We start from the raw sequence: 12561 nt of genomic DNA on the forward strand, positions 1-12561 counted from the left end.
AAGGGTGTGGCCCTGCTGACACTTGCTTTGGCCTTGACGGCCTGCGGCACCTCGACGACCGATGCGCAGTCCAGCTCGCAGGCGTCGCCGTCGCAGCAGGCGATGATGCAGAGCGCGTCCAGCGCACGGACCGGCACCTTCGAGGGGCTCAACGACAAACACGTCGCCGGGAAGGTCAACATCGCCGCAGGCGAGCTCGTGCTCTCCGACTTCTCGTCCGACGAGTCACCGGATCTGCACATCTACCTGACCAACGGAACCGACCCGAGCGCGGTGGCTGCGGGCAAGGGACTCGGCAGCGTTGCGTTCGACAAAGCGTCTCAGACCTTTTCGATCAGCGGTGTGGACGCCTCGAAGTACGACACCGTCCTGATCAGCGACGACAAGGCCCACTCAGTCCTCGGAGCCGCGAAGCTGGCGTGAGGCCCGGTGCGGGGACGGGCAGGTCCTAGGTCGACCGAAAAGTCAGCGCCGCGCCGTTCATGCAGTAGCGCAGTCCAGTTGGCCGGGGGCCGTCCTCGAACACGTGGCCAAGATGGCCACCACAGCGACGGCAGAGCACCTCGGTGCGCGTCATGCCCAAGGTCTTGTCCGACCGCTCGAGGACGGCGCCATCCAACGTCGTCCAGAAACTCGGCCAGCCGGTTCCGCTGTCGAATTTGGTGGTGGACGAGAAGAGGTCGAGACCGCAACCGGCGCAGCTGAAGACGCCGGCGCGATGCTCGTCGTCGAGTGGACTGCTGTAGGGCACTTCGGTACCCGCGGCACGAAGGACGTCGTACTGCTCGGGAGTCAGTCGTTGCTTCCACTCCGCATCGGTGTGGGTGACCTCGAACTTCTCGGTCGGCGTATCGGCCACGGCCCGGCCGCCGAGCGAGCCACACCCGGCGAGCACGCCGCCGAGCAGAGCAGTGCCCAGCAGGACATGACGACGGGTCGGCCGATGGTGCGGCTGTTGCGGTGTCGGAGCGGTCATTCCCCGACCGTAAGGACGCAGAGCTCGTCACGGTTTCGATCCGTCGTTTCGTCAGTATTCGGTCATCCCGCATTACCGATTCGTGACGGATGTCCGCCGGCGGTACCTCGGCCGACTCAAGGGGGGAAACTACACACATACTGGCGTTCAACGGGTTTCGAGGATGAGGTGCGAGTTGTGACTCCGCGCAGATGGACATATGCGGCAACCGGCCTGGGACTGGTGCTCATCGCGGCGGTGGCGCTCATCGGAGGACTGCAGGCGATGCCGACCGGTGGTGCGGCAACGTCGATCTCGGTTCCGCCACCGGCGGTCGACGAGCCGGTGCGGACCGGGGTCACCAGCGAGACCGCGGTACTGGCCGGCGGTTGCTTCTGGGGAGTTCAGGGTGTGTACCAACATGTCAAAGGGGTTGTCTCGGCGGAATCCGGCTACGACGGCGGATCGCGGGAAACCGCTGATTACCCGACGGTCGGCACCGGCACCACCGGGCATGCCGAATCGGTGCGCATCACCTACGACCCGACCCAGGTGACCTACGGACAACTGCTGCGAATCTTCTTCTCGGTGGCCCACGACCCCACCGAGCTCAACCGCCAGGGCCCGGACACGGGCACCCAGTATCGATCGGTGATATTCACCCAGAACGCGAGCCAGCAGCGGATTGCGGAAGCCTATGTTGCGCAGCTGAACCGAGACGCGATCTTCCCGGCCACGGTCGTCACGAGCATCTCACCGAACACCGAGTTCTTCCCCGCCGAGCCGTATCATCAGGACTACCTGACCTCCAACCCCACGAATTCCTACATCAAGATCAACGACCTGCCCAAGGTGGAAAATCTCAAGCACACGTTCCCGGAGCTCTACCGCGACGATCCGGTGCTGATGTCTGCCCTGGCTCGTTGATCCGGCGACGCTGCCATGTACACGCTTGCACTGATCGGTTTCCTCGGCGGCCTGATCACCGGGATCTCCCCTTGCATACTTCCCGTGCTACCGGTGATCTTCGTGTCCGGTGCCGTCGGCGAGGACGCCGGTACAAGTAGCGCCGGCGGCGGTGGCGTGGCGACCGAGGCCAGGCCGAAACACGATGTCGCCGAGCGGCTGCGCCCGTACCGGGTGATCGGCGGGCTCGTGTTGAGCTTCGGCATCGTCACACTCGTCGGCTCCGCGCTGCTCTCGTTGCTGCACCTGCCGCAGGACACCATCCGCTGGATCGGCATCGCCGCGCTGGTCGTCATCGGCCTCAGCCTGATCTTCCCCAAGGTCGAAGATCTCCTGGAAAGACCCTTCGCCCGCATCCCGCAGTGGAACGTCAGCGAGGGCAAAAGTGGATTCGGGCTCGGCCTCGCCCTCGGACTGCTCTTCGTGCCGTGCGCCGGCCCGGTGCTGGCGGCGATCGTGCTGGCGGGCGCAACCGGATCCATCGGCCTCCCGATCATCGTCCTGACCGTGTCCTTCGCGGTCGGAGTGTCGATCCCGCTGCTCGTCTTCGCCCTGGCCGGCCAACGGGTCTCCGAACGGGTCGATGCCTTCCGGCGCCGCCAACGTCAGATCCGGATCGCCGGCGGCATCGTGATGTTGGTCTTCGCCGTTGCCATCGCCCTCAACCTGCCCGCCACGCTGCAGCGTATCGTCCCCGACTACACCAGTGCCCTGCAGGACAAGGTCGCCGGTTCCGACTTGCCGGAGAACCTGAACCTGGCCGGCCCGGTCAACGACCAGAACATGGATCTGGGCAACTGCACCGCCGGTGCCACGAAACTCGAAAGCTGTGGCACCGCACCAGATATCGTCGGGATCACCGACTGGCTCAACACCGCGGGCGATGCGCCGGTGAACCTCGGGGATCTGCGCGGCAAGGTGGTCCTCGTCGACTTCTGGGCCTATTCGTGCATCAACTGCCAACGCGCCATCCCGCACGTCACCGACTGGTACGACAGGTACAAGGACTCCGGATTCGAGGTCATCGGTGTGCACAGTCCGGAGTACGCGTTCGAGAAGGTCCTGGCAATGTTGCCAGTGGCGCAAAGGATCTGGGCATCACCTATCCGATCGCCCTGGACAACACCCTGTCGACGTGGACCAACTACCGCAACCAGTACTGGCCGGCCCACTATCTGATCGACGCCGAGGGAACGGTGCGGCACGTGAAATTCGGCGAAGGCGACTACGACGTGACCGAGAAGCTGATCCGGCAGTTGCTCACCGCCGCCCACCCCGGTATCGCGCTACCCGCGCCCGGCGATTCGGTGGACACCACGCCGAACGGTGTGCAGACGCCGGAGACGTATCTCTCGGTCGACCGGGTGGGCAACTACGACGGTGTCGGACCGTATCAGGCGGGCGACGCGACATTCGCCTACCCGTCGCGGCTCCCGGACGACAGCTTCGCCCTGCAGGGCCTGTGGACCCTCGACTACCAGGGCGCCACGTCAGGGTCCGACACCTCGGGTATCGAACTGAACTACACCGCCCGCGACGTCTACATCGTGGCGGGCGGCGAGGGCACCATGACGGTGGTTCGCAATGGCCGAACGGAACAGATACCGATCAGCGGACCTCCGACGCTGCACCAGATCGCCACCGGCGGGCAATCGGCACACGGGACTCTCGAAGTGCGCCTCAGCAAGGGACTGCAGGCCTATTCCTTCACCTTCGGCTGAGCGACGACAACACCTCTTCCGCGGAAAACTTGACACGTGTAAAGTTTGTCGTCATGGACAACATCAGAGGCAGGACCATCGCGATCACCGGCGCCGCGCGCGGTATCGGTTATGCCACCGCGAAGGCCCTGCTGGCCCGCGGCGCCCGCGTGGTGATCGGCGACCGGGACGTGGCGCTGCAGGAGTCGGCCGTCGTCGATCTGACCAAACTCGGACAGGTCTCGGGCTACCCGCTCGACGTTACCGACCGGGAATCCTTCGCGGTGTTCCTCGACAAGGCCCGCACCGACGGTGGCGGCCACATCGACGTCCTGATCAACAACGCCGGCGTCATGCCGATCGGCCCGTTCCTGGAGCAGACCGAGCAGTCGATCCGGTCGTCGATCGAGGTCAACGTGTACGGCGTCCTCACCGGCTGCCAACTCGCGCTGCCGGATATGGTCAAGCGCCGCCGCGGGCACATCATCAACATCGCCTCGCTGTCCGGACTCATCCCGCTGCCCGGCCAGGTGGTCTACGTCGGCGCCAAGTACGCCGTGGTCGGGCTGTCGACCGCGATGGCCGACGAGATGGCCCCGCACGGCGTCGACGTCTCGGTGATCATGCCGCCGTTCACCAATACCGACCTGATCTCGGGTACCAGCTCCGGCGGCGCGGTCAAGCCGGTCGAGCCCGAGGAGATCGCCGCCGCCATCGTCAAGACGCTCGACAAACCCAAGACCCACGTGTCGGTCCCGCCGCCGTTGCGGTTCACCGCGCAGGCCGCGCAGATGCTGCCGCCGCGGGGTCGGCGCTGGATGAACCGGAAGCTCGGTCTCGACCGGGTCTTCCTGGAGTACGACGCCGCCAAACGCAAGAGCTATGAGGACCGTGCGCAGGCCGCGCAGGGCGTCATCGAATCGGAGGGCAAGAGCTGACTAACCCCGCGAGCAGACGCAAACCTGACCACTTTCTGCGAAAAATGGTCAGGTTTGTGTCTGCTCGGCCTAGTAGGTGATGGCCTCGATCAGCGGGGACGGCTCGTCCATCAACGCCCAGAACCGGTCCCGGATCGCCACGGTGAGCGCTCCGGGCTCACCGTTGCCGATCGCCTCACCGTCGAGCGTGTTGATCGGGGTCACCCCGCCCGCCGTGGTGACGGCCATCAGCTCGTCGGCGTCGTAGAGTTCATGGCTCGTCACGTCCCGCAGGGTGGCCTCGATTCCCATGGCGTCCGCGATCTCGAACACGGTCTTACGGGTGATGCCGGGCAACGCATTCCGCGACGGTGAGGCCAGCTTGCCGTCCTTGACCACCACCACGTTGAAGCCGGGCCCCTCGGCGACACAGTTGTCGGCGTCCATCAGGATGGCGGTGCGGGCCCCGCGGTCCTTGGCCTCGAAGCTGGCCGCGGTCAGGTCGCCCCACTGGTAGTTCTTGATGGTCGGATCGACCGTGTTGCGCCCGGCGCGGCGGACGTGGCGGGGCACGATGGCGGTGGTGCCGAAGATCTGCTCGTCCGGCGGAAAGGCCCACAGGTAGGGAATCGCGTAGATGTAGACCTGATGGGTCAGCTTGGATAAATCCTTCTCGCCCTTGCGTTTTCCGTAGCCGCGTGTGACGGTCAAGTTGACGAAGGACTCCCGCAGCTGCGACAGCGACACACACTTCCTGGTAATTTCAGCGATCTCGGCTTTATCCATCCCCGGGTCGAGCCGGAGCTTGCGGGACCCGTCGAGCAGCCTGTCGAGATGGTCGCCGAGCCGGAAGATATTGCCGTGCCACACATGTGCGACGGTGTAGGTCAGGTCGGAGTGCCCGAATCCGGTGTCGAAGATCGAGATCTTGGCCTCTTCGGCGGGTAGGTACTCGCCCTCGATCCAGGCCACCCCGCCGGCGAAGGGGCTGCTGGTGTCGAGTTCGTAGTCGCTGTACTGGATCACCGAACCGGGCGGGGTGTCCTCGCGGATGGCGCCCGGTTCGACGGCGACCAGGTTGCTGGCGCCGAGGTCGGCGCGCGAGGACGGTGTCGCGGTTGTCATTTCGAGTCCTTTCAGACGTTGTGGGTTTTGACGTAGTCGGCACCCGCCTCGCCGTGGCGCAGCCGGGTCTTGAGACCGGTAGCCCACCAGGCACCGGCGATCACGACGACACCGAGGAAAACCCATTTGTTGTTGGTGAACTGGGGCAGGAAGAGCAGTGTCACGGCGACACCGAGAAACACCACCAGCGCCGTGATGTACAGCGGCAGGCGGAACCGGCCGAGATCGAAGGTGCCTGGTTCGCCCACCGGGATGGTGCCGCGGCGGTACCCGACCAGCAGGCCGATGGTCTGCAGGATGTAGACGAAGAAGAACAGCAGCGACGCGATCCCGATGATGTAGTTGAACGCGGCCTCGTTGACCAGCGCCGACAACAGCAGCAGCGTGGACAGGCAGCCGAGGCCGATCACGGCGTAGGTGGGCGTTTTACGGGTCGGTGACACATGCCGCCAGATCTGGGAGAACGGCAACATATTGTCCCTGGCCATCGAGTAGGTCAGCCGGGTGGCGACCAGGATATTGGCCAGCAGGCAGGCCAGAATGTTCGTCAGGGCCACGGCCACCACGATTTTGGTGACCATGGGGCCGGCCTGCTGATTGATGATCTCCTCGATCGGGGCGGCCGCGTTGGCCTCGACCGCCCCCACATCGCGGATGGCGAGCACGTACACGATGTACATCAGCAGCTCGATGACGATCGAGGTGACCAGCGCGTAGAACATGGTCTTGGGCACCACGTGGCGCGCGTTCTTGGTCTCCTCGGCGACGTCGGCCCCGGACTCGACGCCGATCAATCCGAAGAACGGGCCGAGCGCGGCGGCCAGCCAGGCCAGCAGGTAGGAGTCGCTGCCACCGGAATCGCCGCCGGTGAACAGCACCGAGATCGGTTGGTGGTGCTCCGGAGCCGAGAACGCGATGATCGCGACCAGCGCCGTGGCGCCGACGGTGATGACCAGTTCCAGACTCACACCGATGTTGTTGACCATGGTGGCGAAGCGGACGCCGTAGATGTTGATCAGCACGCAGACGAACACGACGCCGATGGCCAGCAGGATCTGAGCGCTCTGGCTCATGCTCCAGCCGAAGAGCCCGCCGAGGTACCCGGACAGGATGAATCCGACCCCGGTCATCCCGCAGACCCAGCCCATCAGCGCGATGAACCCGGTGAACCAGGCCAGGTTCGGGCCGTTGATCCGGCTGATCCACTGGTAGGAGTAGCCGGCCAGCGGCAGCTTGGCGGTGAGGTCGGCCGCGATGAACGCCCACAGCGCGAACACCGCGCCCGCCAGCAGCAGGGTCCACACGAACGGGCCCCCGGCGGTGAAGTAGCCCGCGCCGAATCCGGTGAACACCGCGGTGGTGGCGCTGATGGTGGCGAAGCCGATCGCGAAGGAGGCCAGGGTGCCCACCGAACGGTCGAGTTTCTGGGTGTAGCCGAGTTCGGCGAGTTTGGCGTCCTCGGCGCTGGGTGCGGCACCCGGGTCGGGCGAATGAGTGGACGGGGCCGCCGCCTTCAAAGCATCGGTCATGATCACTCCAGGTCAGAGGTGAGCCAGATACGACTGATGTAAGGAAACCGCCACCGGCCGGTTACCGGAAGTTTGGGCTTTTGATCTACTGATAATCCTGGTTTATCAGTACTGGGTGGCGGGCACGGCGATGTCCTCACCGTCGCCGAAACTCCACTCCTGCTGAACGTGGCGGATCAGGGCGTCGGCCTGCGGGCTCAGCCCGCCGGGGTGCCAGGCCAGCGCCACATGGCTGGGTGGCCGGTCGACGATGGGCACGTAGACGATGCCGGGCCGGTCATAGAAGCGCGACACCGACGCGGTCGTGAAGCTGATGCCGAGCCCACGGGCGATTGCCGTGGTCTCGGCCTCGTAGGTCGCCGCGACCGCGGCGATGGCCGGCGGGCGGGTGCCCCGGACGTCCATCGCCATCCAGTAGTCCCGCCACGGCCCGGCCGTCAGCGGTGCGCACACGATGGGGTCGTCGAGCAGTTCGGCCACCTCGACCTCCCGGCGCTCGGCCAGCCGGTGATCCCGCGGCAGGCACGCCACCCAGGATTCCGAGTCCAGGATCAGCATCCGGTGCTCGGGCAGGTCCACCGGCGGCCGGATCAGCGCGACCTCGGTGGAGCCGTCGGACAGACCGGCGGTCGGGTCGGCGAAGTCGAACTCGAGGGGTTCGACCCGGACGTCCGGATAGGCCGACTCGAAGTGCCGCACGATGCGGAAGAGCAGGTCGGCACCGGTGCCGATGAGATAGCCGAACCGCAGCCGGCCCTGCCGGGTGCCCGAGAGGGTCACCAGGTTCTCCACCACGGCGTCGACACCGCTGAGTGCCTGCTGCACCTGCGGTAACCACGCCGCGCCGAGATCGGTCAGCGCCACTTCCCGGGTGTTGCGGTTGAGCAGCACGACGCCGAAGGCCTGTTCCAGCTGTTTGATGGCCGTCGACAACGCCGGCTGCGTGATGAACAGACGCCCCGCGGCCCTGCGGTAGTTGAGCTCCTCACCCAGCACCGCGAAGTAGCGCAGCTGACGCAGCGTCACCTCGGTCATGCGGCAAGGCTATCCCCGCCGAACAGACGCGCCGGTACCCGAGAACGCGGGAAAAGGGGTACGGCCGCGTCTGCTCGCCCTAGAAGTCGGGTAGCGGGTCACCGGAACGGTAGGCCTCGATCGCGTCGAGGTGCCCGAAGAACTCGTCGTGGGTGAACTCGTACCGGTCGACGGTGCCGACGAACGTCACGTTCACGATCTCACCGTCGTCGTCGGCGTCCAGCCACAGCGCCGTGACCGGCAGGCCATCGTCCACCTCGCTGCCCGACGGCTCGTAGAACCACACCGCGTGCTGGTCACCGGATTCGTCCTCGTCGAAGGTCCAGCCGCGCTCGGTGATTCGCTCGTCGAACTCGGCCAGATCGGCGACCACCGCATCCTGGATGTCCGAGAGCTGCTGGACCACTTCCTCGGGAACCCAGCGCGCGTCGCGGGTCGCCTGCCGCTTGCGGCGGCGGGCCTTCTTGGCGTCGTTCTGGCGCGACACGCCCTATCCCAGCGCCTGATCCAGGTCGGCGATCAGATCCTCGGTGCCCTCAAGGCCCACCGAGATGCGCACCACGCCGTCGCCGAGCCCGATCGCGGCCCGGCCTTCCGGGCCCATGGCCCGGTGGGTGGTGGTGGCCGGGTGGGTGACCAGCGTCTTGGCGTCACCGAGGTTGTTGGAGATGTCGATCACGCGCAGCTTGTCGAGCACCTCGAAGGCCCGGTCCTTGCCGCCGGGCAGCTCGAATGTGATCACGGTGCCGCCGCCGCGCATCTGCCGCTTGGCCAGGTCGTACTGCGGATGAGATTGCAGGAACGGGTATTTCACCCAGCTCACCCCTGGCTTGCCCTCAAGATGCTCGGCCACCGTCTGCGCCGAGCGGTTCGCGTAATCCACCCGGACCGCAAGCGTCTCAAGGCCTTTCAACAACGTCCAGGCGTTGAAGGCACTGATCGCCGGGCCGGTGTGGCGCATCAGCTTCTGCACCGGGCCGTCGATGTACTCCTGGTCGCCGAGGATCGCGCCGCCGAGCACCCGGCCCTGGCCGTCGATGTGCTTGGTGCCCGAGTACACCACCACGTCCGCACCGAGGGGCATTCCCTGCTGCAGCAGCGGGGTGGCGAAAACGTTGTCCAGCACCACCTTCGCGCCCGCCGCGTGCGCCAGCTCGGACACCGCGGCGATATCGACCAGCGCCTGCATCGGGTTGGACGGCGTCTCGAAGAACACCGCCTGGGTGGGCACCGACAGCGCCTCCTCCCACTGCGAGAGGTCGTCGCCGTCGACGAACACGGTCTCCACGCCCCAGCGCGGCAGGATCTCGTTGCACACCACGAAACACGAACCGAACAGGCTGCGGGCGGCCACCAGCCGGTCGCCCGCGCCCAGCAACGCGCCCAGTGCGGTGAACACCGCGGCCATCCCGCTCGCGGTGGCGAATGCGGCGGGCGCTCCCTCGATCAGCCGCAGCCGCTCCTCGAACATCGAGACGGTCGGGTTGCCGTAGCGCGAGTACACATAGCGATCGACCTCGCCGGTGAACGCCTGCTCCGCGGCGCCCGCGGACTCGTAGACGTAACCCGACGTGAGGTACATGGCCTCGGCGGTTTCCTCGAACCCGGACCGCAGTAGACCGCCGCGCACCCCGATCGTGGCCTGGCTGACCCCGTCGGGCAGGGCGGCCGGGACGCGAACCGAGGGAACCTGGCCGTCGGGGCCGCTCATGACTGCTTCCATGGCAACCCGACCGCCTTCCAGCCGGTACCGCCGCGGTGCCGGTCCTCATCCAGGTTGCCCTCGAACCCGTCGAGCACGTTGTAGGACGGGCCGATACCGGCCGCGGTCGCGGCCTCGGCGGCTCCGATGGAGCGGTTGCCGGAACGGCACAGGAACACCACCGTCCGCTCGACCGATGCCGACCCCGACGCTCCGGTCTTTTCCAGGAACTCGTCGATGAACCCGTCGTTATGGCTGCCGTCGGTGCGGGTCCACTCCACGTACACCACCTCACGCTGCAGCGAGGCCAGGTCGGGTACCCCGACGAACCGCCACTCGGCGTCGGTGCGACAGTCCACCAGCACCGCCTCGGGCTCCTCGCTCAGAAGCTTCCAGGCCTCCTCAGGCGTGATATCTCCCGCATAGCTCACGGGCGTGAGTCTCCCATACCCGAGCAGACCCGCCATTCGCCGTCCTCCCGCACGAACCTCGTCTCGGCGTCGACCTTGGTGTCGGGTGCCTTGTCGAAGTGGTAGACGACGGTGGCGGTGGCGCTGTCCCCGTCGATGCGCACCCCGGTGACATCGTCGACGTAGCGGGCACCCCGCTGGTCCACCGAAGCGCGTTGGCGGGCAAGGAAATCTGCCTCGGTGCCGTGCCGGCCGGCGCAGGTGTAACCGGTGAACTCCACGTAGTTCTCCCGCTGCATGGCATCGTTCTGGCCGACCGCCGCGCGGCCCACCCGCTGATCCTCCGACAACCCGTCGCCCCCGAACAGATTGGCCAGCCCGATGCCGATCACCACGAGCACAATGATGGCCAGCGCCGCCAAGAACGGGGCCATGGTGGGCCGGTCGGGCCTGGTGTAGTCCGAATTCGCCGGATCCTGCGCCATGGCTACCAGAGCTTGCGCAGTGCCGTGCCCACCCGCTTGGCGCGGTCACGGGCCACGATCACATCGGGCGCGGTGGCCAGCGCCACCCCCAGCCTGCGCCGGTCCTGGGACTCGTCCTGGCGGCCGAACAACCGGACATCGCTTTCCGACGTCGCCATGGCCTCGGCGAGTACCGCCGTGACATCGGCCCGCCGGCCGTTCCCGGCACCGGCGTCGCCGTAACTGACCTCCGCCGCGGCCGGGGACACCATGATGGTGTCCACCGACAGTCCCAGGATCGCCCTGGCGTGCAGTTCGAACTCCGACAGCCGCTGGGACCGCAGGGTGACCAGTCCGCTGTCGTGCGGCCGGATCCGGACGTCGGAGAAGTACACATCGTCGCCCTGCACCAGCATCTCGACGCCGAACACGCCGCGCCCGCCCAACGCGTTCACGATGCGCGCGGCGATGGACTTCGCACCGTCGAGGGCCGCGGGTGACATCTGTTGGGGCTGCCAGGCCTCCAGCACCTCACCGTCGCCGACGTAGCGGTGCCCGATCGGCTCGCAGAACTGCACCGCCGGCCCCGCCGGGCCGGTGGTCCGGATCGCCAGCAGGGTGATCTCGTAGTCCACCTCGACCACGGACTCGGCCAGCACCCGGGGATGGGCGATCGGGCCCGCGGTGCTGGCCCGCTGCCAGGCCGGCTCGATATCGTCGGGACGCAGCAGCACCGACTCGCCGTCGCGGACCTCACCGACCACGGGTTTGACCACCAGCGGATAGCCGGCATGCTCGGCGACCGCCGTCAGCTCCTCCACCGACCCGGCGAACCAGAACGGCACCGTGGGCAGGCCGAGTTCGTCGGACGCCAACCGGCGCAGCCCCTCCCGATCCTGGCCGAGGCGGATGCTGCGCGGGGTCGGAAGCACCTCGCTGTCGCCGCGCTCGGCCGCCGCGATCAGGGCGTCGGCCGCGATGTCACCCGACTCGGTGACCACATACCGCGGCTTCTCCCGCTCGATCAGGGCGGTGAGTTCCTCGGCGTCGTTCATCTGGATCACCGCCGACCGGTCGGCCACCCCGTGGGCGGGCGCATCGGACCGGTCCACCGCGACCACGACACCACCCAGCCGCTGGAACGCGAGCGCCAGCTCCCGGCTGAGCTCCCCCGAGCCCAGCAACATGACGGTGGCCCCGGGCTCGGGCGCCTTCTCGACGCGCGGTTCCGCGGTGTCCGGAGCCGGCTCAGGGGCCGTGTCCTCAGCCGTGCCCTCGGCAGGCTCCTGCGCCGTTTCCGGTTCCGGGGCGGTGTCCGCCGCGGGCTCCGCCGCGGCCGGGTCATCGGCCACGGCGTCATCGGTCACGGCGTCCTCAATCGATTCACTCATCGCATCCCCAGCCTGCCAGATCGTCAACCAACGCGATGGTCGATATAACACCACCGCCAGCTCTCGCCGGGTTCGGCGGACCGCATCACGGCGTGCCCGCTCTGGTGGAAATGCCGTTGCGCGTGCTGGTGCGGACTGGAATCGCAGCAACCGACGTGACCGCAGGTCATGCACATCCGCAGATGCGCCCAGTTATTCTCGCCATCCTCTGCGCACTCCTGACATCGTCCCGGGGTGAGCGGCCGCGGCTCCACCCCGGATGCGCTGTCGGCGGAGAGGTGTTCACAGGTTGGGGGCGCAGATCTCGGCTCACGCCGACGTGATCTCCTCAGCATGTTGATCAAGGATAAGGACCGCACGTGAAGGA

General features: G+C 66.9%; 13 protein-coding genes and 1 pseudogene. 4 read left to right on the forward strand and 10 right to left on the reverse strand.

The genetic code is table 11. The features are described from left to right. Positions 1 to 423, forward strand: a 423-nt coding sequence (locus ACWDTP_RS12330; protein WP_450019957.1) for a DM13 domain-containing protein, incomplete at its 5' end; no start/stop codon positions are given. A 25-nt stretch (positions 424 to 448) separates the two neighbouring features. Here ACWDTP_RS12330 and msrB read toward each other — a convergent pair. Further along, positions 449 to 976: a peptide-methionine (R)-S-oxide reductase MsrB gene (gene msrB, locus ACWDTP_RS12335; protein ID WP_450019959.1), complete on the reverse strand. Its 528-nt coding sequence runs from the start codon at positions 974 to 976 to the stop codon at positions 449 to 451. A 177-nt stretch (positions 977 to 1153) separates the two neighbouring features. Between msrB and msrA the strand changes: the two genes are divergently transcribed. The 3 genes and pseudogenes from msrA (at position 1154) to ACWDTP_RS12350 (ending at position 4559) form a co-directional block, all read left to right on the forward strand. Continuing rightward, a complete protein-coding gene (gene msrA / locus ACWDTP_RS12340; protein ID WP_450019961.1) occupies positions 1154 to 1882 on the forward strand; it encodes a peptide-methionine (S)-S-oxide reductase MsrA in 729 nt (242 codons plus the stop codon). 15 nt (positions 1883 to 1897) lie between these two features. After that, positions 1898 to 3642, forward strand: a pseudogene (locus tag ACWDTP_RS12345) (cytochrome c biogenesis protein DipZ). Between the two features lie 53 nt (positions 3643 to 3695). Continuing rightward, positions 3696 to 4559: an SDR family oxidoreductase gene (locus ACWDTP_RS12350; protein ID WP_450019963.1), complete on the forward strand. Its 864-nt coding sequence runs from the start codon at positions 3696 to 3698 to the stop codon at positions 4557 to 4559. 69 nt (positions 4560 to 4628) lie between these two features. Here the strand turns inward: ACWDTP_RS12350 and ACWDTP_RS12355 are convergent, their stop codons facing one another. The 9 genes from ACWDTP_RS12355 to ACWDTP_RS12395 form a co-directional block, all read right to left on the reverse strand. Next, positions 4629 to 5663, reverse strand: coding sequence for an aminotransferase class IV (locus tag ACWDTP_RS12355; RefSeq protein WP_450019965.1), 1035 nt, complete (start codon positions 5661 to 5663; stop codon positions 4629 to 4631). An 11-nt stretch (positions 5664 to 5674) separates the two neighbouring features. Continuing rightward, entirely contained in the window at positions 5675 to 7192 is a 1518-nt protein-coding gene (locus tag ACWDTP_RS12360) for an APC family permease (protein ID WP_450019967.1), read from the reverse strand. Between the two features lie 105 nt (positions 7193 to 7297). Then, positions 7298 to 8227 carry a LysR family transcriptional regulator gene (locus ACWDTP_RS12365; RefSeq protein WP_450019969.1) on the reverse strand — a complete coding sequence of 310 codons (930 nt, stop codon included), beginning with the start codon at positions 8225 to 8227 and terminating at the stop codon, positions 7298 to 7300. A 79-nt stretch (positions 8228 to 8306) separates the two neighbouring features. Continuing rightward, positions 8307 to 8714, reverse strand: a complete 408-nt coding sequence (locus ACWDTP_RS12370) for a hypothetical protein (protein WP_450019971.1) — start codon at positions 8712 to 8714, stop codon at positions 8307 to 8309. Between the two features lie 3 nt (positions 8715 to 8717). Continuing rightward, positions 8718 to 9938, reverse strand: coding sequence for an O-succinylhomoserine sulfhydrylase (locus ACWDTP_RS12375; RefSeq protein ID WP_450019973.1), 1221 nt, complete (start codon positions 9936 to 9938; stop codon positions 8718 to 8720). Continuing rightward, complete coding sequence (locus ACWDTP_RS12380) at positions 9935 to 10360, reverse strand: rhodanese-like domain-containing protein (RefSeq protein ID WP_450019975.1); 426 nt, start codon at positions 10358 to 10360, stop codon at positions 9935 to 9937. The genes ACWDTP_RS12375 and ACWDTP_RS12380 overlap by 4 nt, the downstream gene beginning before the upstream one ends. Next, positions 10357 to 10824: an Rv0361 family membrane protein gene (locus tag ACWDTP_RS12385; RefSeq protein ID WP_450019977.1), complete on the reverse strand. Its 468-nt coding sequence runs from the start codon at positions 10822 to 10824 to the stop codon at positions 10357 to 10359. Before ACWDTP_RS12385 ends, ACWDTP_RS12380 begins: the two co-directional genes overlap by 4 nt. A 2-nt stretch (positions 10825 to 10826) precedes the next feature. Further along, positions 10827 to 12194: a formate-dependent phosphoribosylglycinamide formyltransferase gene (gene purT / locus ACWDTP_RS12390; protein ID WP_450019979.1), complete on the reverse strand. Its 1368-nt coding sequence runs from the start codon at positions 12192 to 12194 to the stop codon at positions 10827 to 10829. Between the two features lie 23 nt (positions 12195 to 12217). After that, complete coding sequence (locus ACWDTP_RS12395) at positions 12218 to 12529, reverse strand: UBP-type zinc finger domain-containing protein (protein ID WP_450020043.1); 312 nt, start codon at positions 12527 to 12529, stop codon at positions 12218 to 12220. Between the last annotated feature and the right edge of the window lie 32 nt (positions 12530 to 12561).

The organism is Mycobacterium sp. NPDC003449 (assembly GCF_053588415.1).

Bases quoted from the DNA above. Each gene is read 5' to 3' on its own strand.
- ACWDTP_RS12395 (WP_450020043.1), bottom strand. From the start codon at position 12,529: ATGCTGAGGAGATCACGTCGGCGTGAGCCGAGATCTGCGCCCCCAACC.
- ACWDTP_RS12355 (WP_450019965.1), bottom strand. From the start codon at position 5,663: ATGACAACCGCGACACCGTCCTCGCGCGCCGACCTCGGCGCCAGCAAC.
- ACWDTP_RS12385 (WP_450019977.1), bottom strand. From the start codon at position 10,824: ATGGCGCAGGATCCGGCGAATTCGGACTACACCAGGCCCGACCGGCCC.
- msrB (WP_450019959.1), bottom strand. From the start codon at position 976: ATGACCGCTCCGACACCGCAACAGCCGCACCATCGGCCGACCCGTCGT.
- ACWDTP_RS12360 (WP_450019967.1), bottom strand. From the start codon at position 7,192: ATGACCGATGCTTTGAAGGCGGCGGCCCCGTCCACTCATTCGCCCGAC.
- ACWDTP_RS12375 (WP_450019973.1), bottom strand. From the start codon at position 9,938: ATGAGCGGCCCCGACGGCCAGGTTCCCTCGGTTCGCGTCCCGGCCGCC.
- purT (WP_450019979.1), bottom strand. From the start codon at position 12,194: ATGAGTGAATCGATTGAGGACGCCGTGACCGATGACGCCGTGGCCGAT.
- ACWDTP_RS12365 (WP_450019969.1), bottom strand. From the start codon at position 8,227: ATGACCGAGGTGACGCTGCGTCAGCTGCGCTACTTCGCGGTGCTGGGT.
- ACWDTP_RS12350 (WP_450019963.1), top strand. From the start codon at position 3,696: ATGGACAACATCAGAGGCAGGACCATCGCGATCACCGGCGCCGCGCGC.